Here is a 17,331-nt window from a genome sequence, read left to right as displayed (position 1 = left end):
GCGCGTGGGCTACACGAGGAGCACTGCCGTGAGGATGTTGATGGCAGCGTGCACGGCGGCGCCGGGCCATAGAGAAGCGCTTTTCTCGCGCAGCCAGCCCAGGGCGAAGCCGGTGGCAATCTGCACAGCAAAAAGCGGGATGAGGGTGACATCCAACATGGCCAGCGGTAGGTGGATGAGGCCGAAGAGGAGGCCCTGCACTGTGATTCCCGCGCCGGCATTCCAGCGCTCGGTGATAATTCCCTGTAGGAAACCGCGGAAGAAGATTTCTTCGCCCACCGCGCGCAGCGCCATCGCGAAGAGGACCGCCACCGTGGTGGCCGTGGTGGTCTGCGCGAGAACCTCCGCCGGCACAGGCAACAACACGAGGTAGCTCAGCACCAGCAATACGAGCAGCAGGATGCCGGCCCACGGCCAGCCGTGCGCCTGCGGTCGTCCGAGTCCGACGGTCACGGGCTGGCGCCGGAGAAGAAGAAATACCAGCGTGGGCAGCGACCACAGCAACAACATGACCATGGCTTAAGCCTAAGTCTGTACCGCGAGTCAGGCAGCGTGATGTTCGACATAATCCCAGGAAAGCTGCTAAAATCGCTACTCGTTGTAGAAAACCCAACGATTTTTCAACCGGCGGCACCGATGATCGCCGGGCTACAAGGAGTAGAAAACTTTGAGCGCTAAGAACGCTGTTGAATTTAACGTTGATGAGGAATTTGGCATCACCGAGGCGATTGCCACCATCGACAATGGGGACTTCGGTACCCGCACCATCCGCTTTGAGACCGGCCAGCTGGCCCGTCAGGCGGACGGCTCCGTCACCACTTACCTGGATGACGACACTATGCTGCTGGCCACGACCACCGCGTCGAACCAGCCGCGCGAGGGCTTTGACTTCTTCCCGCTGACGGTCGACGTCGAGGAGCGCATGTACGCCTCGGGCAAGATCCCGGGCTCTTTCTTCCGCCGCGAGGGTCGCCCTTCCACCGAGGCCATCCTGGCCTGCCGCCTCATCGACCGCCCGCTGCGCCCGACCTTCGTCAAGGGCCTGCGCAACGAGGTTCAGGTCGTCATTACCGTCATGTCCATGGACCCGGACGAGTACTACGACGTCGTCGCCATCAACGGCGCGTCCGCTGCGACGCAGCTCTCCGGCCTGCCGGTCTCCGGCGCCGTGGGCGGCGTGCGCATGGCGCTCATCGCCGATGATAAGCACCCGAAGGGCCAGTGGGTCGCCTTCCCGAACGCCGAGCAGCACGAGCGCGCTCTCTTCGAGATGGTCGTCGCCGGCCGCATCGTGAAGAAGGGCCGCAAGGACGACGTCGCCATCATGATGGTGGAGGCAGGCGCTGGCGAGAACGTCGCCGAGCGCATTAAGGACGGCGCCCCGGCACCGCAGGAATCCACCGTGGCCGAGGGCCTCGAGGCCGCTAAGCCGTTCATCCGCACGCTGTGTGAGGCACAAGCTGGTCTGGCCGAGCGCGCCGCCAAGGAAACCCAGGAGTTCCCGCTCTTCCCGCCGTACACCGATGACGTGTTCAAGGCTGTGGAAAAGAAGGCCTCCAAGAAGCTCGGCGAGCTGCTGACCATCCCAGGCAAGCAGGACCGCGACGACGCGACCAACGAGTACATGGAAGACATCGAGGAGGACCTCCTCGATAAGTTCGATGATCTCGATGACGCCTCCAAGCAGATTCGCGCTGCGTACAACGCCGTGATGAAGCAGATCGTCCGTTCCAAGATTCTGGCTGAGGGCTTCCGTATCGACGGCCGCGGCGTCACCGACATCCGCGACCTCGGTGTCGAGGTCGACCTTGTCCCGCGTGCCCACGGTTCCTCGCTCTTCGAGCGCGGCGAGACCCAGATCCTCGGTGTGACCACCCTGGACATGCTCAAGATGGAACAGCAGATCGATTCGCTGACCCCGGTCGACTCCAAGCGCTACATCCACCACTACAACTTCCCGCCGTACTCCACCGGCGAGACCGGCCGCGTCGGATCCCCGAAGCGCCGCGAGATCGGCCACGGTGCGCTTGCCGAGCGCGCCCTGCTCCCGGTTATCCCGTCCCGTGAGGACTTCCCGTACGCCATCCGCCAGGTCTCTGAGGCTCTCGGCTCCAACGGTTCGACTTCTATGGGCTCGGTCTGTGCCTCCACGCTGTCCCTGTACAACGCGGGCGTGCCGCTCAAGGCTCCGGTCGCCGGTATCGCCATGGGCCTCGTCTCCGGCGAGGTCGACGGGAAGGAGAAGTTCGTCGCGCTCACCGATATCCTCGGCGCCGAGGATGCCTTCGGCGACATGGACTTCAAGGTCGCCGGTACCTCCGAGTTCATTACCGCGCTGCAGCTCGACACCAAGCTGGACGGCATTCCGTCTAAGGTCCTGGCTCAGGCTCTGGAGCAGGCACGCGATGCCCGCGCCACCATCCTGGACACCATGGCTGAGGTCATCGAGGGGCCGGACGAGATGTCCGGCCTGGCCCCGAAGATCACGTCCGTGAAGATCCCGATGAACAAGATTGGCGAGCTCATCGGCCCGAAGGGCAAGACCATCAACTCCATCACTGAGGAAACCGGCGCGGATGTCTCCATCGAAGAAGACGGCACCGTGTACGTTTCCGCCGCCACGGGCGAGGCTGCCGATGCCGCCATCGAGCGCATCAATTCCATCGCCAACCCGCAGCTGCCCAAGGTCGGCGAGTGCTTCCTCGGCACCGTCGTGAAGACGGTTGCCTTCGGTGCCTTCGTCTCGCTCACCCCGGGCCGCGACGGTCTTATCCACATCTCCAAGCTGGGGGGCGACGAGCGCATTGAGCGCGTCGAGGACGTCGTCAACGTCGGCGACAAGATTCAGGTCGAGATCGCGGACATCGACAACCGCGGCAAGATCTCCCTCGTCCCGGTCGAGGAGGACTAGTCCTCATCGGATGAGCGCTTGACGCTCACACGGCCCGCACGGATTCGTTCCGTGCGGGCCGTTCGCGGTTTTCAGGACAACGAAGGCCCCAGATCTCGAAAAATTTGGGGCTTCGTTGTTCTGAAATCCAGGCGCGCGGGGCTAGGAAGTCTGGAAGTCGACGACGACGCGCGGCGGGCCCTCGAGGAAGGTCACGGAGTAGGGCAGCTGGCGGTCGAGGCCGATGACGAACTGAGACTGCGCCTCGAAGGCGTTGACGAAGTTGACTCCGGTGACGGCGCCTGCGCCGGGGTAGGTGGTGAACTCGGCGTACTGTTCCTGCAGCTGCGGCGTGGATGGCCACGGGGTGCCTTCGACGCCGAGGACGAGGGCGGTGGCCCCGTCGTAGGCGACGGGTTTTCCGGAGGCCTGGGCTGCGGGGGAGGTGGTGTACTGCGTGTACCAGCCAGGCTTTCCGGCTCCGGTGAATTCGATGACGACGCGGTCGTAGCCCTCGTGCGAGCCGGCGCGCACGGCGATGGGCACGAGCTCGGCGCCTTCGGCTTGCGTGAGCGGCTGGTCCGCGAGCGACGGGGTACCGAGGAAACCGGCGGGTGTGGAACCGGCGGTGTCTTGGGGATCGGTGCTCGTGGTGGGCGGCTCCGGACTCGATGCCGGCGCGCTGGATTCGGCACTGGACGTTGCTGCACTAGTGGTTGCTGAGCCGGAGGTTGCCGAGCTGGAGTTTGCTGCGGGGGAGGAGGTGGGGGCATCGGAAGGCTCGGTGCTTGAGCAGCCAGCCACGATTAACGGCAGGGCGAGGAGAGCGGAGTAACGGAAGTGGCGTGTGGTACTCATGTCTTCCAGTCTAGGCGGAAGGCGGGTTATAGTAGGGCGGTTTCAATAACGGCGTAAAGGTATGGGTGAGGTGCGAGTGCGGCAATGTGGCGTGGTGCTCGTGGGCCTGTTCGCTCTAGGGCTGGTGTGGCTGGTCGCAGGCGGAGACCTGGCGCGTTACCTTGCGCCACGGTTTAGCTGGCTCCTCATTACAGCCGGTGTGGTGCTTTTCGGAGCGGCGATAGTTGCGCGGGCGGATCGGCCCGTGCCGCGCATGGCATGGTTGTTGCTCGTTCCTTTGGCGCTGGTGTGGCTCGCGCAGCCGCATCAGTTGGGCTCGACGGTCGCTCAGAATCACGCAGGCGCCCGGCAGCCTGCGGCCTCAGAGTCGCACGGGAAATCTGCGTTCGCTCCGCTGGGGGAGACCGCGGGAATCCGTGAGTTGAACGTGCGCGCACACTTGGAGCCGGAGAACATTGCCGGCAAAAAGGTAACGGTGCGCGGGTTCGCCGTGCGTGCGGAGGACGGATGGCACCTGACCCGCTTTACCATTTCTTGTTGTGCGGCCGATGCCATGGCCTATTCGGTGCGGCTGGATACCGACGCCGCGCTGAGCGAGGACGCCTGGTACGAGGCGACCGGCACAGTGAGCCCGGGCCAAGAACCGGTGCTCGCCGTGGCAGCTTCTCGCGACATCTCTGCTATTGGGGTGCCGGAGGATCCGTATGAACACTAGAGTCCCGCACCACGCTGATCCGGAGTTTGCGGAAACCATCGCGCGCCTGTGGCAGATTGGCGTGTGGTCTGTCTTCATTTGTGCTCTAGGCGTGGCTTTGCAGCTTGGGGTTGGAGGACCGTTACGTCTGCATGGCGCGCTCGACGCCTGGGCCACGCTTACGGTCGCCATTGTCTTCCAAGCCGCACCGTTCCTTGTCGCGGGCGTGGTTGTTTCTGCGGTGCTGGCTGTGCTTGTCCCGGATTCGGTATTCCTGCGGGCCGGGCGCGCTGGGGTGCCGGGGATGGCCGCGGCCGGGGTTATCTTGCCTGGCTGCGAGTGTTCCGCGGTGCCAGTGGCCGCAACGCTCATGCGCCGGGGTGTGCCTGCGAGTGGAGCCTTGGCGTTTATGCTGGCCAGCCCCGCTATCAACCCCGTGGTGCTCATCGCGACGGCCGTTGCTTTTCCCGATGCGCCTGCGATGGCGTGGGCGCGTCTCGCGGCGGGCCTGGTCGCGGCGTGCATTGTGGGCTGGGCATGGCAGCGCGTGGGCGTTACAGTCGCCGCAAACTCCCGTCATGTCAGGCATGAGCATCACCGTGTCCCGGGCGAGCACCGATGGCGGCACGTTGCGGGACACATCGTGGACGACTTCGCCTCCGCAGGCGGCTACCTGGTGGTTGGCGCGATGATCGCAGCGACATTGAAGGTGCTCCTTCCCGCACAGTGGCTGGAAACGCTGGCACGCCAACCCCTCCTGGCGATCGCCGCTATGGCGATGCTGGCGATTATCATGAGCGTGTGCTCTGAGGCGGATGCTTTCATTGCTGCCTCGTTCGTGGGAGTCAGTCCGGTTGCGCAACTGGTGTTTCTCACAGTGGGGCCGATGGTGGATCTCAAGCTGGTGGCCATGCAATGGGGCGTGTGGGGTCGCCGGTTCGTGCTGCGGTTTGTCCCTTTAGCTCTTGTTGGGTCGGTCGGTGGCGCCCTCGCGGTGGGACTGGTGGCGTTATAAAAACGTGCGCGTGCGAGACGAGTAGGATGGCGAAACGAATAAGAATAGCCGTAATGCGTTGTATGGAGGTCGCACATGACAATCAAGGTCGGGGTTCTGGGCGCGAAGGGGCGCGTCGGGCAAGCCATCGTAGAGGGCGTAAACACAGCGGACGACTTGGAGCTCGTTGCGGAGATTGACCGCGACACCCCACTGCAGGAGCTCGTGGATAACGGCGCGGAGGTTGTCGTGGACTTCACGCAGCCGGGCGTGGTGATGGATAACCTTAAGTTCGTGGTCGAGCATGGCATCCACGCCGTTGTGGGCACCACTGGTTTTGATGCTGAGCGTTTGGCCAAGGTGGAGGAGTGGACCAAGGCTGACGGCGCGGGTCACGTGCTCATCGCGCCGAACTTCGCCATTTCGGCCGTGCTTACCATGACGCTGGCCAAGCAGGCTGCGAAGTTCTTCGAGACCGCCGAGGTCATCGAGTTCCACCACCCAACGAAGCTCGACGCGCCATCGGGCACGGCCATCCACACCGCGCAGGGCATCGCGGAGGCACGCAAGGAGGCGGGCTTGGGCGCTATGCCGGATGCCACGGAACAGTCCCTGGAGGGCGCCCGCGGTGCGAACGTCGACGGCGTGCCGGTGCATGCGGTACGTATGCGTGGCATGGTGGCGCACGAGGAAGTCATCTTTGGAGCGCAGGGCCAGTCCCTGACTATCCGCCAGGACTCTTATGACCGTTCCTCGTTTACCCCGGGCGTGCTCGTGGGCGTGCGCAACATCGCGGAGCACCCGGGTCTCGTGGTGGGCCTCGATAACTACCTGGATCTGTAATGGCGAAGGAAGCAAAACTCGACGTCCAGCTCATCGCGGCCACGGCATTTACCGCGCCGGCCGATGTGTCCTGGGCGCCGGATGATTCCGCGACGGACGCGGAGGCGCTCGTCGAGTTTGCGGGACGGGCCTGCTACGAATCCTTCGATAAGCCGAACCCGCGCACGGCCACCAACGAGACGTACCTCCACCACATCATGGAGGTCGGCCACGATGCGTTGCTCGAGCACGCCACGGCGACGCTCTATATCCGCGGGATTTCGCGTTCGGCCTCGCACGAGCTGGTGCGCCACCGTCACTTCTCGTTTAGCCAGTTGAGTCAGCGCTTCGTCCATTCGGAGGAAGCGGAGGTTGTGCTGCCGAACTTGGTGGCGGCGGATCCGGAGCTTACGCGGTTGATGCTGCAGGCCGTGGACGAATCACGCTTCGTCTACGAGGAGCTGCTGCGCTCGCTCGAGGAGAAGCTCGAGGACGAGCCCAATGCGTTGCTGCGTAAGAAACAGGCCCGCCAAGCCGCGCGCGCGGTGCTGCCCAACGCGACTGAGTCGCGGATTGTGGTCACCGGCAATTACCGGGCATGGCGCCAGTTCATTGGCGCGCGGGCGACGGAGCATGCGGACTCGGAGCTGCGCGCCGTCGCCGTGGAATGCCTGAAGATTCTGCGCGGCCAGGCACCCGTCCTCTTCGACGACTTCCACATCACGCAGCTGCCGGATGGGACGGAGATGGCGTCGAGCCCGTTCGCTTAAGCGTGGGCTGGTGGACCGGATTGAGACGCCACTCATTTAGACGCCACTCGCCGCCCGATGTCCACATGAGGGCCATGAGCGGGTACTCTTGTACCCCATGAGCACAGGTATGACAGCAAAGAATGGCGTTGAGACGTTCGGCCGCGTCGGAGTTGCTATGGTCACACCGTTTGATGGTGACGGCAACCTCGATCTGGCGGGCGCACGACGCCTTGCCGCTTACCTCGTCGACAACGGGATTGACCAGCTGGTTATCTCCGGAACGACGGGCGAGTCGCCGACGACCACGCCGGCGGAAAAGGTAGACCTGCTCAAGGCCGTCAAGGCCGAGGTTGGCGACCGCGCGAAGATCTGCGCGGGCGTCGGTACGAATAACACGGCCGTGTCCATCGAGATGGCACGCGCCGCCACTGAGGTAGGCGTTGACAGCCTCCTCGTTGTGACACCGTACTACTCCAAGCCCTCCCAGGAGGGCGTCTACCGCCACTTTGCTGCTATCGCGGACGCAACGGATACTCCGATCTGCGTCTATGACATCCCTGGCCGCTCTGGCATCGCCATCGAGGCAGATACTCTGCGTCGCTTGGCGGAGCTACCCACCATCCGTGCCGTCAAGGACGCCAAGGGCAACCTTGGACTTGGCGCCGAACTCATGCGAGAGACCGGCCTGGCCTGGTACTCCGGCGACGATCCGCTCAACTTGCCCTGGGTCACCTTGGGCGCGTCGGGCTTTATCTCCGTCGTCGGCCACGCCGCGCCGCAAGCTCTCGCAGAACTTTATACTTCGTTTGAAGCTGGCGATCTGGCGCGTGCGCGCGAGATTAACGCCGAGATCTTGACCCCGCTCATTCACGCACAGGCGCGTCTGGGTGGAGCAACCATGGCAAAAGCGGCCCTGCGACTGCAGGGCATTGATTGCGGAGAGCCGCGTCTTCCGGTCCTCGGAGCGAATGAGGACGAGATTGCTGCTCTGCGCCTAGATATGGAAAAGGCTGGAGTCCTTTAAGAATGACTGAACCCCAAAAACGTGCCCGGAAGGTGACCCGCAAGGCGGGCCCGCCGGCAGAAACCAACGAAGCGGCCTCGAACGAGGCGGCTTCGCCGGTTTTCCAGGCTCCCTCCGAGCAGGCTTCTGCGGCGAATAACAACGCCTCCAACGAGGCTAACTCGTCGTCCTCCAACGATGACGAGGGCAACGGCCGCCGCCGCTCACGCGGTTCCCGTGGCGGCCGTGGCCGCGGCGGAAACAACCGTGGCAACAACGGCAATAACGGCAATAACGGCAATGACAACGGTGGCGCCCAGAACCACGGCGGCAACAACCGGGGCCGTGGTCGCGGCGGCAACAATGGCGGCAAGAATAATGGCCGCGGTCGCCGCAACGTGCCGAAGTCGATGCAGGGTGCCGACCTGACCCAGCGCCTGCCGGAACCGCCGAAGCAGCCGAAGGACGCACTGCGTCTCTACGCGCTGGGTGGTATTTCCGAAATCGGCCGCAACATGACGGTCTTCGAGTACGGCGATGACATCCTCATCATCGACTCGGGCGTCCTCTTCCCGTCCTCGGGCGAGCCGGGCGTCGACCTCATCCTGCCGGACTTTGGCCCGATTGAGAAGAAGCTCAAGAAGGTCAAGGCTCTGGTCGTGACCCACGCGCACGAGGACCACATTGGTGCGATCCCGTGGCTGCTCAAGCTGCGCCCGGATCTGCCGATTGTCGCGTCGCGCTTTACCATCGCGCTCATCGCGGCGAAGTGCAAGGAGCACCGTCAGAAGCCGAAGTTCGTTGAGGTCAACGAGAAGTCGGATCTCAACTACGGCCCGTTCCGCCTGCGCTTCTGGGCGGTCAACCACTCCATCCCGGACGCGCTGGGCATCATGCTTGGCACTCCGGCCGGCAACATCATCCACACGGGTGACATTAAGATGGACCAGACGCCGCTCGACGGCCGTCCCACCGACCTGCCAGCGCTGTCCCGCTACGGCGACGAGGGCGTGGACCTCATGCTTTGTGACTCGACGAACGCGAACATCCCGGGCGTCTCTGCCTCTGAGGGCGACATCCCGGCGACCTTCCGTCGCCTGGTCTCGGGCGCGAAGCAGCGCGTTATCATCGCGTCCTTCGCCTCGAATGTTTACCGCGTGCAGGCTGCTATCGATGCCGCCGTTTACGCCGGCCGCAAGGTCGCCTTCAACGGTCGTTCGATGATGCGCAACATGGAAATCGCAGAGAAGCTCGGCTTCCTCAAGGTTCCGCGCGGCACCATCATCCCGATCGATGAGGCCGCAAAGATGGCCCCGCACAAGGTCCTGCTCATTACGACCGGTACGCAGGGCGAGCCGATGGCGGCGCTGTCGCGCATGGCCCGCCGTGAGCACCGCCAGATCACCGTCCGCGCAGGTGACATGATCATCTTCTCCTCCTCGCTCATCCCGGGCAACGAGGAAGCCGTCTACGGTGTCATGAACATGCTCTCGCAGATCGGTGCTGAGGTCATCACCAACAAGGAAGCCAAGGTCCACGCTTCGGGTCACGGCTACGGTGGCGAGCTGCTCTTCCTGTACAACGCGGCACGCCCGAAGAACGCGATGCCGGTCCACGGCGAGTGGCGCCACCTGCGCGCGAACAAGCAGCTGGCTATCTCCACCGGCGTTCCGGAGGATCGCGTGGTTCTCGCACAGAACGGCGTTGTGGTCGAGCTGCGCAACGGCCGTGCGCAGGTCGTCGGCCAGATTCCGGTCGGTAACCTCTACGTGGACGGCGTGTCCATGGGCGAGGTCGACGCTGACACCCTGGCTGACCGCACCAACCTCGGTGCCGGCGGCGTTGTCTCCATCACCTGCGTCATCGACAATCGTACGATGCGCCTCATGGAGCACCCCACCGTTGCGACGACGGGCTTCTCCGACGATGACCGTGCACTCGTGCCGGAGGTCGCCAAGCTCGTGGAGAACACCATGAATGATCTGGCCGCGGAAGGCGAGAACGACACCTACCGCATGGTTCAGAAGCTGCGCCGCAAGGTCTCCAAGCTCATGGAGTCCAAGTACAAGCGCGAGCCGGTCATTTTGCCGACCATCGTCCCGACTGCGTCGGGCAACGTCGTCGCCGATGATGAGGAGGTCCACGCGTCTCGCGAGTCGCTCTAAGCGACACCGCGCACAGCGCCCCAGCCGCAGCACGGCTGGGGCGCTCGGGGTTTTCAGCCACCTGTACAAGTATTCGTGGTCATCTTGTAGAGACCCGTGGAGTTCCTGTGATGCCATTTCCCGCGGGCCGCGCGCGACTATGCTGGGGCCCATGTCTTTTTCGTCTGCTGAACGCGCCCGATTGGTGGCGCTCTTCCATGAACTTGGTCCGGATGCCCCCACGCTGTGCGAAGGATGGACCACGCGCGATCTCGCCGCACACCTGTGGGTGCGCGAGAACCGCCCCGATGCCGCCGCAGGCATGTTCGTGCCGGCACTCGCTGGTCGCCTCGAGAGCGTCATGGCGGAGGCCAAGCGTCGCGACTTCGATGAGCTTGTGGACGCGTGGGGGAGGGGAGCCTCGAAATACAATCCTCTGCGTTACGCCGACTCGAAGGTGAACTTCGCGGAGCACTACGTTCACTTGGAAGATGTGCGCCGCGCCAATGGGCAGACGACGCCGCGGGACTTCTCGGACGTGGTGAGCGACGAGATGTATTCGACTCTGGGCATGCTCGCCAAGCGCATGCTCTCCAAGTCTGCGCAGCCGGTCGCGCTCTTCGCGGCGGGCTACCCGCGTATCCTCGTCGCGGACAAGAACGGCGTGGCGGCCAACGGCGGCGCCGTCGTTCGCGTGTCCGGCACGGTGGGCGAGCTCATCCTGTGGACCTACGGCCGCGACGCCGCGGAGGTCACCATCGAAGGGGACGCGTCTGCTATCCACCGCTCCAGCCTCTAAGTCAAGCCCTATCACTTGACAATTTAGTGCGCCGCGAGAACGAGCGCCATATATAGAGAAAACATCCCGTCACCCGTGTGGCGCGTGTGATTATTGGGGTTGTAGTCGCTAAAGTGGCGAGTATGTCTGTCAAAAATGCTGCTTCGCGAGGCGCGCGGGGCAAGAAGGGTGCGTCGAGCACCCATCGTCCGGCGCGCCGCAACCAAACAGCCGGGGCCTCGGCGGCGCGCTCGCGTCCTGCAGGCCGGGCGCGTTCCGGCGCGCCCGAAACGCTGTCCGTCACCTCCTCGCACCGCGCTGCCGTGTCCGCCGACGAGCGGACCGGTAGCGCTTTCCGTGCGGTAGGCCACGGTCTCGGCGCGGCGTTTGGTTTCACGGCCCGCGGCGTGGGTTCGCTCACCCGCGGGCTGGGCAGTGGCATAGCCAGCGCCGCGCGGCATGGCGACAGCTATGACGATTATGACGAGGTCGACGAGTTCGACGACAACTTTGAAGCAGAGGAGTCAGACACCATTTCTGGTCGCACGTCCCGGTCCGGAGCTAAATCCAAGGCAGGGAAGAAGCAGGACGACACGCAGGCTGCTGTCGACGCGGAGCTCGATAACCTCGCCAGCCGCCACGCCTCGCGCGGCGTGCGCGTGGAGAACCCGGATGCGTGGGGCTTAGTCCTCATCGGTCTGGCTGCGGTCCTCGGCGCGTCCGTGTGGCTTGATATCGCGGGCCCCATCGGCGCAGCTATCGCGACCGCAGCACACCTGGCCATCGGTGCTGGTGCCGTCGTTCTGCCCGTCGCTCTCATCGCGCTGGCCCTCGTGCTCATGCTCGACCTTCACGGACCCGAGGGCGTTATGAGCGCCCGCGTCATCGGTGGCACCGCCATCATCATCGTGGCCATGCTCGGGCTCATCCACCTCTTCGCGGGCAACCCCACTGAGTGGGTGGAGCGCGAATTCGCCGGCGGTGCCGTGGGTGCCTGGACCGGCGGTCTGCTCGCTGCCGGTTTCTCCAGCTATGTCGCCATCCCGCTGCTCATCCTGGTCATCATCTACGGCGCGCTCACCGTCACCGGCATCACCATGCGACAAGCGTGGGATTGGGTCGTCTCCGTCGTGAAGTCCTGGCTGCCCGAGCGTGGTACCGAAGACTACGACGAGGGAGAGGACTTATATGGCCGCGCCGACTCTGATATCGATGCCATCGCCGAGGGGCGTTCCCGTACGAGCGAGGAGCGCCGCCCCCGCGCCGTGCGCAGCCCGATGGAGAACTACCCGGTGGAGGAGGAGCCCGGCCGTCATCCCATGGATACGGAGGACGTGCCGCGCAGCCCCCGCCGCCGCTCCCAGCAGAACCCCCGCCCGGCCACGAAGCAGCGCGTCGGCGACACGGACGAGTTCCCGGCCGTTACCGAGCCGGCCACGATGTCCTTTGCCGCGCAGGAGCCCGAGCCTGAGTCGGAAGCCCCGACGCGCTCCATCAAGCGCTCGGCGTCGGTTGCCGACATCGTCTCGTCGCGCAAGCAGGATTCCGGTTCGCTCAAGCGCACTGCCGCGACCGCTGCGAACACCGTCGCCGGCGCCGCTGCGGGTGCTGCTGCAGGCGCCGCCACCGGTGCCGTGCGCGAGGGCGCCAAGACCGCCGCAGCCGTTTCCGGTGCGGCCGCTGCTGCTGCCGATGCCACCGGGCGCATCAGCCAGGCCGTCTCCACGCCGACGAAGACGGCCCCGGCTGCCGAAGCCCCGGCTTCTGACGCTATGGCGTCGTCACGCGAAGCCATCCGTGAGGCCATCATCGCCCGCTCCGGCATGGACCCGGCGACCGGTCGCAATGTGGAGGCGGAAGCCGAGGCTGGGAAGGCTGCGGCTGCGGCCCCGGCGGCATCGGCAAGCCCCGCGGCGTCTGGCGCGGCCGGACAGTCGGACACGCACTACGACCTGCCGCAGACCTCGCTGCTCACCGCTGGCGCACCGACGAAGGCCCGTACGGAGGTCAACGACCGCATCATCGAGGCGATTACCGAGGTCTTTGACGAGTTCAAGGTGGACGCACAGGTCACCGGCTTCTCGCGTGGCCCGACGGTCACCCGCTACGAGATTGAGCTGGGCCCAGGCGTCAAGGTCTCGAAGATTACGAACCTGCAGTCCAACCTCGCCTACGCCGTGGCGACGGAGAATGTCCGCCTGCTCACGCCGATCCCGGGTAAGTCCGCCGTGGGTATTGAGGTCCCCAACCCGGACCGCGAAATGGTGCGCCTGCGCGAGGTCCTCGACTCGGACAATATGCATGCCTCGGACGACCCGATGCTCATCGGTCTGGGCAAAGACATCGAGGGCGAATTCATCTCCTCCTCGATTCAAAAGATGCCGCACTTGCTCGTCGCCGGTGCGACCGGTTCCGGTAAGTCTGCATTCGTGAACTCTATGCTCGTCTCGCTGCTTACGCGCGCGACGCCGGAGCAGGTGCGCCTCATCCTCGTCGACCCGAAGATGGTGGAACTCACGCCATACGAGGGTATCCCGCACCTCATTACGCCGATCATCACGCAGCCGAAGAAAGCCGCCGCGGCCCTGCAGTGGCTCGTCGAAGAGATGGAGCAGCGCTACATGGACATGAAGTCCGCGCGCGTGCGCCACATCAAGGACTTCAACCGCAAGGTCCTCTCCGGCGAGATTCAGGCTCCGGCGGGTTCACAGCGCGAGATGCGCCCGTATCCGTTCATTGTCTGTGTCGTCGACGAGTTGGCCGACCTCATGATGACCGCCCCGAAGGAGATCGAGGAGTCCATCGTCCGCATCACGCAGAAGGCGCGTGCGGCCGGTATCCACCTCGTGCTCGCCACCCAGCGCCCGTCCGTGGACGTCGTCACCGGTCTTATCAAGACCAACGTGCCGTCGCGTCTCGCGTTCGCGACGTCGTCGCTGACCGACTCTCGCGTCATTCTCGACCAGGGCGGCGCGGAGAAGCTCATCGGCATGGGCGATGGCCTGTTCATCCCGCAGGGCGGGCGTCCGGTGCGTATGCAGGGTGCCTTCGTCGCCGACGACGAAATCCAGGCTGTCGTCGACGCCGCTAAGGCCCAGGGCGAGCCGGACTACACGGAGGGCGTCACCGAGGACAAGCAGGCCGAATCTAAGAAGGATATCGACGAGGACATCGGAAAGGACCTCGACGACCTGCTCGAGGCCGTCGAGCTCGTTGTCACCTCGCAGCTCGGCTCGACCTCGATGCTCCAGCGCAAGCTGCGCATCGGCTTCGCCAAGGCCGGCCGCCTCATGGACCTCATGGAATCCCGCGGCATCGTCGGTCCCTCTGAGGGCTCCAAGGCCCGCGAGGTGCTCACCAAGCCCGAGGAACTCGAGACCATGCTGTGGTACTTGAAGGGTGCCGATCCAGCAGAGGCGCCCAAGGAGGTTCAGGAGGAGCTTGACCTGGAGGCTGACTCCTCCGATGAGAGCCCGGATACTGAGGGGACGACGACCGTCGAGGCGACGTACAACCCGTCCTCCGGCGCGTTCTAACCCGGCTGTGACCATAAACCCCGTGGCGCTTACGAGTACCACGGGGTTTCGTGTAAGCTAGCCCAAGTATTGGAGGGGAGTACCCCACTCCGTCGGCGCTGATCGTCAACACGGTCAGTCGCGCGGCGCCTAGCGTCGCACGGCTCCCGGTCGCGTCGGTCCGCATCAGTTTCCGCGCCCGCGGGAGCGGGCGGGCGGGGGAGACCTCCGGTCTTTTTTGCAACTTCGACCGGAGGATACGTCTTTATGCACGTCCCGCTATGGATATGGGCGATTACGCTCATTGTCATTCTTGGCTTCTTTGTCTTTGACTTCTACTCCCACGTGCGCACCCCGCACGAGCCGACTCTCAAAGAGTCCGGCATGTGGACCTTGTTCTACGTCGGTCTCGCGCTGCTCTTCGGCGCGATGGTCTGGATTGTCTGGGACCACGAACACGGCATGCAGTACCTCACGGGTTACGTGACGGAAAAGGCGCTGAGTGTCGATAACCTCTTCGTCTTCGCGCTCATCATGGGTGCCTTCAAGATTCCGCGCAAGTACCAGCAAAAGGTGCTGCTCATCGGTATTGTTCTCGCTTTGATCTTCCGCCTCGTCTTTATTTTGCTCGGCGCTGCCGTCATCGCGGCGTGGTCGGACGTGTTCTACCTGTTCGCGATCTTCCTGCTTTACACGGCCGTGAAGCTCATTATCGACGAGATTCGTGATGCCCCGGAGACCGACCCGAACGACATGTTCATCATCAAGATGCTGCGCAAGGTCATCCACGTCACTCCGCACTACCATGGCGATAAGCTCACCCACCGCGACGAGAAATCCGGGAAGAAGGGGCTTACCCCGCTCTTCATTGCCCTGGTAGCCATCGGTGCCATCGACGTCATGTTCGCCTTCGACTCCATCCCGGCCATCTACGGCATCACGAGCGAGGCTTACCTCGTCTTCACCACGAACGCCTTCTCGCTCATGGGCCTGCGCCAGATGTACTTCCTGCTCGACGGCCTCCTTGACCGCCTGGTCTACCTGCCCTACGGTCTCGGCCTCATCCTGTTCTTCATCGGCGCCAAGCTCATGCTCCACGCCCTCCACGAGAACAACCTGCCGTTCATTAACGGCGGCGAGGACGTCCACGGAGCCCCAGAGATTTCCACCGTCGGCTCGCTCATCACGATTGTCAGTATCCTCACCATCACGGTGCTGCTGTCTATCTGGAAGAACAAGCGCGACGAAGCTCAAGGCGGCATTCGCGTCTCCCACAACCACTACGACTGGGATGACGAGGGCAACAAGATTGTCCGCAACAAGAAGGGCGACCTCATCGGCCTTGCCTCCGAGGTGCCCAAGGCCCAACTGCCATAAATTTTCCCTAGGCCGCACCAACGCCCCGCGTCTTCAAGGACTGCGGGGCGTTTGCTTGTTTGAGTCTGTTTAGTCGTCGAAGCTATTAATCACCGGGTTCCACTCGCGCACGGCACGCGCGGTGACAATGCCCTCTGTGTGGAACGGGTCGCCGTCCATGAGCTCAATAGCCTGGGCGACGGTCGTGTTCTCGTCCTCGTACTGCGTGACGATGAGCGCGCCACCCTTGGAATCGGTAAACGGGCCGGAGCCGAGAATGCGGCCCTGTGCCTTGAGACCGTTGATGAAGTCACGGTGCTTCGGGCGGACATCGGCCAGACGGGGGTCGTTGGGGTTGTAATCGTAGATAAAGGCGAAGTACTTCATGGCCCCCAAGTGTAGGCGCTAGCCCGCGGGCGGGGAGGGGGAACGGGTAGGATAACTGGCGTGACTACCGCAAGCCCCGCCCAGAAGCCGTCGAATTGGAACCTGCCCAATCTCTTGACGAGTCTTCGCATTCTTTTTATTCCTGTCTTCGCGTGGCTCGCGCTCACTGACCATCAGTGGTGGGCGTTTATCGTCTTCGTCCTGCTTATGATCACGGACAAGCTCGACGGCGATATTGCCCGCGCCCGCAATATCGTGACGGACTTCGGCAAGATCGCCGATCCCATCGCGGACAAGGCGCTCATGACCACCGCGCTCATCTGCCTCAACATTGCCTATGGCCTGCCGTGGTGGATCACCATCGTCATTCTCGTACGCGAGTTGGGCATTACTTTCTGGCGCATGATCCTCCTGCGCCAGGGCAAGGTCGTGCCGGCCTCCAAGGGCGGCAAGCTCAAGACCGCGCTCCAGTCGCTCGCCGTGGGTCTGTACCTCTGCCCGCTGCCGCACTGGATGGACGTGCCCAACCTCGTGGTCATGCTGCTTGCCGTCGTCGTCACGGTCGCGACCGGCATCCAGTACCTCATCGATGGCCGGCGCGAAAATGCGTAGCGCCGATCTCCTCGCCCTCCTCGTCGCCCGCGGCGAGACCGTCGCGTTCTGCGAGTCCCTTACCGCAGGTCTTGCCGCCGCCACGCTTGCTGATGCCCCCGGTTCCTCCGCCGCCCTCCGCGGCGGCCTTGTCACCTACGCGACTGAGGTCAAGAGTCACTTCACGGGTGTGCCCGTCGCAGTACTCGAGTCCCAAGGCGTTGTGTCCGCCGCGACTGCCCGGGTCATGGCCCATGCCGCCGTGCGCGAAACCGGCGCCGACTGGGGCGTCTCGCTCACCGGCGTCGCAGGCCCCGACCTCCAAGAGGGCAAGGCACCCGGCACCGTCTACATCGGTATCTGGAACAACGCTGCGAACGACGGTCAGGAATTCGCCGCTGTGGGCCTGGGCGGGACGCGCGCCGAGATTCGCCGCGGCGCCGTGGACCAAGCCTTTGATTTCCTCGCAGAATGCCTGGCAGGAGCACCCGTGAAAGAAAATTGAGTCGAGCGGGAACAAGTTTGCACCGCGGCCCGTTGTACTCAG

15 protein-coding genes are annotated in these 17,331 nt (G+C 64.1%); 12 read left to right on the top strand and 3 right to left on the bottom strand.

The genetic code is table 11. The features are described from left to right. Positions 1-9 precede the first annotated feature (9 nt). Entirely contained in the window at positions 10-516 is a 507-nt protein-coding gene (locus ABJ196_RS07470; RefSeq protein WP_347305881.1) for a CPBP family intramembrane glutamic endopeptidase, read from the bottom strand. 151 nt (positions 517-667) lie between these two features. Between ABJ196_RS07470 and ABJ196_RS07465 the strand changes: the two genes are divergently transcribed. Beyond that, a complete protein-coding gene (locus ABJ196_RS07465; protein ID WP_347305880.1) occupies positions 668-2,911 on the top strand; it encodes a polyribonucleotide nucleotidyltransferase in 2,244 nt (747 codons plus the stop codon). A 141-nt stretch (positions 2,912-3,052) separates the two neighbouring features. On the opposite strand, the gene ABJ196_RS07460 is transcribed toward ABJ196_RS07465, so the two are convergent. Further along, entirely contained in the window at positions 3,053-3,748 is a 696-nt protein-coding gene (locus ABJ196_RS07460; RefSeq protein ID WP_347305879.1) for a hypothetical protein, read from the bottom strand. Positions 3,749-3,848: 100 nt separating this feature from the next. Between ABJ196_RS07460 and ABJ196_RS07455 the strand changes: the two genes are divergently transcribed. The 9 genes from ABJ196_RS07455 to ABJ196_RS07415 all read left to right on the top strand — a co-directional run bounded on the left by ABJ196_RS07455 (position 3,849) and on the right by ABJ196_RS07415 (position 15,827). Next, positions 3,849-4,463 (top strand): TIGR03943 family protein, encoded by a 615-nt coding sequence (locus ABJ196_RS07455; RefSeq protein ID WP_347305878.1) that lies wholly within the window; start codon positions 3,849-3,851, stop codon positions 4,461-4,463. Continuing rightward, positions 4,453-5,457, top strand: a complete 1,005-nt coding sequence (locus tag ABJ196_RS07450; RefSeq protein ID WP_347305877.1) for a permease — start codon at positions 4,453-4,455, stop codon at positions 5,455-5,457. The genes ABJ196_RS07455 and ABJ196_RS07450 overlap by 11 nt, the downstream gene beginning before the upstream one ends. Positions 5,458-5,532: 75 nt before the next feature. Next, positions 5,533-6,279, top strand: coding sequence for a 4-hydroxy-tetrahydrodipicolinate reductase (gene dapB / locus ABJ196_RS07445; RefSeq protein WP_347305876.1), 747 nt, complete (start codon positions 5,533-5,535; stop codon positions 6,277-6,279). Next, positions 6,279-7,028 (top strand): FAD-dependent thymidylate synthase, encoded by a 750-nt coding sequence (gene thyX, locus ABJ196_RS07440; protein ID WP_347305875.1) that lies wholly within the window; start codon positions 6,279-6,281, stop codon positions 7,026-7,028. The genes dapB and thyX overlap by 1 nt, the downstream gene beginning before the upstream one ends. Before the next feature lie 97 nt (positions 7,029-7,125). Further along, on the top strand, positions 7,126-8,034 hold the full coding sequence (dapA, locus tag ABJ196_RS07435) for a 4-hydroxy-tetrahydrodipicolinate synthase (protein ID WP_347305874.1): 909 nt from the start codon (positions 7,126-7,128) through the stop codon (positions 8,032-8,034). A gap of 2 nt (positions 8,035-8,036) precedes the next feature. Then, positions 8,037-10,178 (top strand): ribonuclease J, encoded by a 2,142-nt coding sequence (locus ABJ196_RS07430; RefSeq protein WP_347305873.1) that lies wholly within the window; start codon positions 8,037-8,039, stop codon positions 10,176-10,178. A 139-nt stretch (positions 10,179-10,317) separates the two neighbouring features. Then, a complete protein-coding gene (locus ABJ196_RS07425) occupies positions 10,318-10,956 on the top strand; it encodes a TIGR03085 family metal-binding protein (RefSeq protein WP_347305872.1) in 639 nt (212 codons plus the stop codon). A 122-nt stretch (positions 10,957-11,078) separates the two neighbouring features. Further along, positions 11,079-14,471: a DNA translocase FtsK gene (locus ABJ196_RS07420; RefSeq protein WP_347305871.1), complete on the top strand. Its 3,393-nt coding sequence runs from the start codon at positions 11,079-11,081 to the stop codon at positions 14,469-14,471. Positions 14,472-14,717: 246 nt separating this feature from the next. Then, a complete protein-coding gene (locus ABJ196_RS07415; RefSeq protein WP_347305870.1) occupies positions 14,718-15,827 on the top strand; it encodes a TerC family protein in 1,110 nt (369 codons plus the stop codon). Between the two features lie 69 nt (positions 15,828-15,896). Here the strand turns inward: ABJ196_RS07415 and ABJ196_RS07410 are convergent, their stop codons facing one another. Then, positions 15,897-16,193, bottom strand: a complete 297-nt coding sequence (locus tag ABJ196_RS07410) for a YciI family protein (RefSeq protein ID WP_347305869.1) — start codon at positions 16,191-16,193, stop codon at positions 15,897-15,899. 60 nt (positions 16,194-16,253) lie between these two features. On the opposite strand from ABJ196_RS07410, the gene pgsA reads away from it, so the two are divergent. Both pgsA and ABJ196_RS07400 read left to right on the top strand, forming a co-directional pair. Beyond that, the gene (gene pgsA / locus ABJ196_RS07405; protein WP_347305868.1) at positions 16,254-16,805 is read left to right on the top strand and encodes a CDP-diacylglycerol--glycerol-3-phosphate 3-phosphatidyltransferase; all 552 of its coding nucleotides are present in this window, start codon (positions 16,254-16,256) and stop codon (positions 16,803-16,805) included. After that, complete coding sequence (locus tag ABJ196_RS07400; RefSeq protein WP_347305867.1) at positions 16,798-17,289, top strand: nicotinamide-nucleotide amidohydrolase family protein; 492 nt, start codon at positions 16,798-16,800, stop codon at positions 17,287-17,289. Before pgsA ends, ABJ196_RS07400 begins: the two co-directional genes overlap by 8 nt. Positions 17,290-17,331 lie beyond the last annotated feature (42 nt).

Origin of the sequence: Corynebacterium sp. SA-MJD20WY100, assembly GCF_039822565.1 — a bacterium.
Classification (GTDB): Bacteria; Actinomycetota; Actinomycetes; order Mycobacteriales; family Mycobacteriaceae; genus Corynebacterium; species Corynebacterium phoceense_A.
This window is presented reverse-complemented; position numbering and strand designations above follow the sequence as displayed.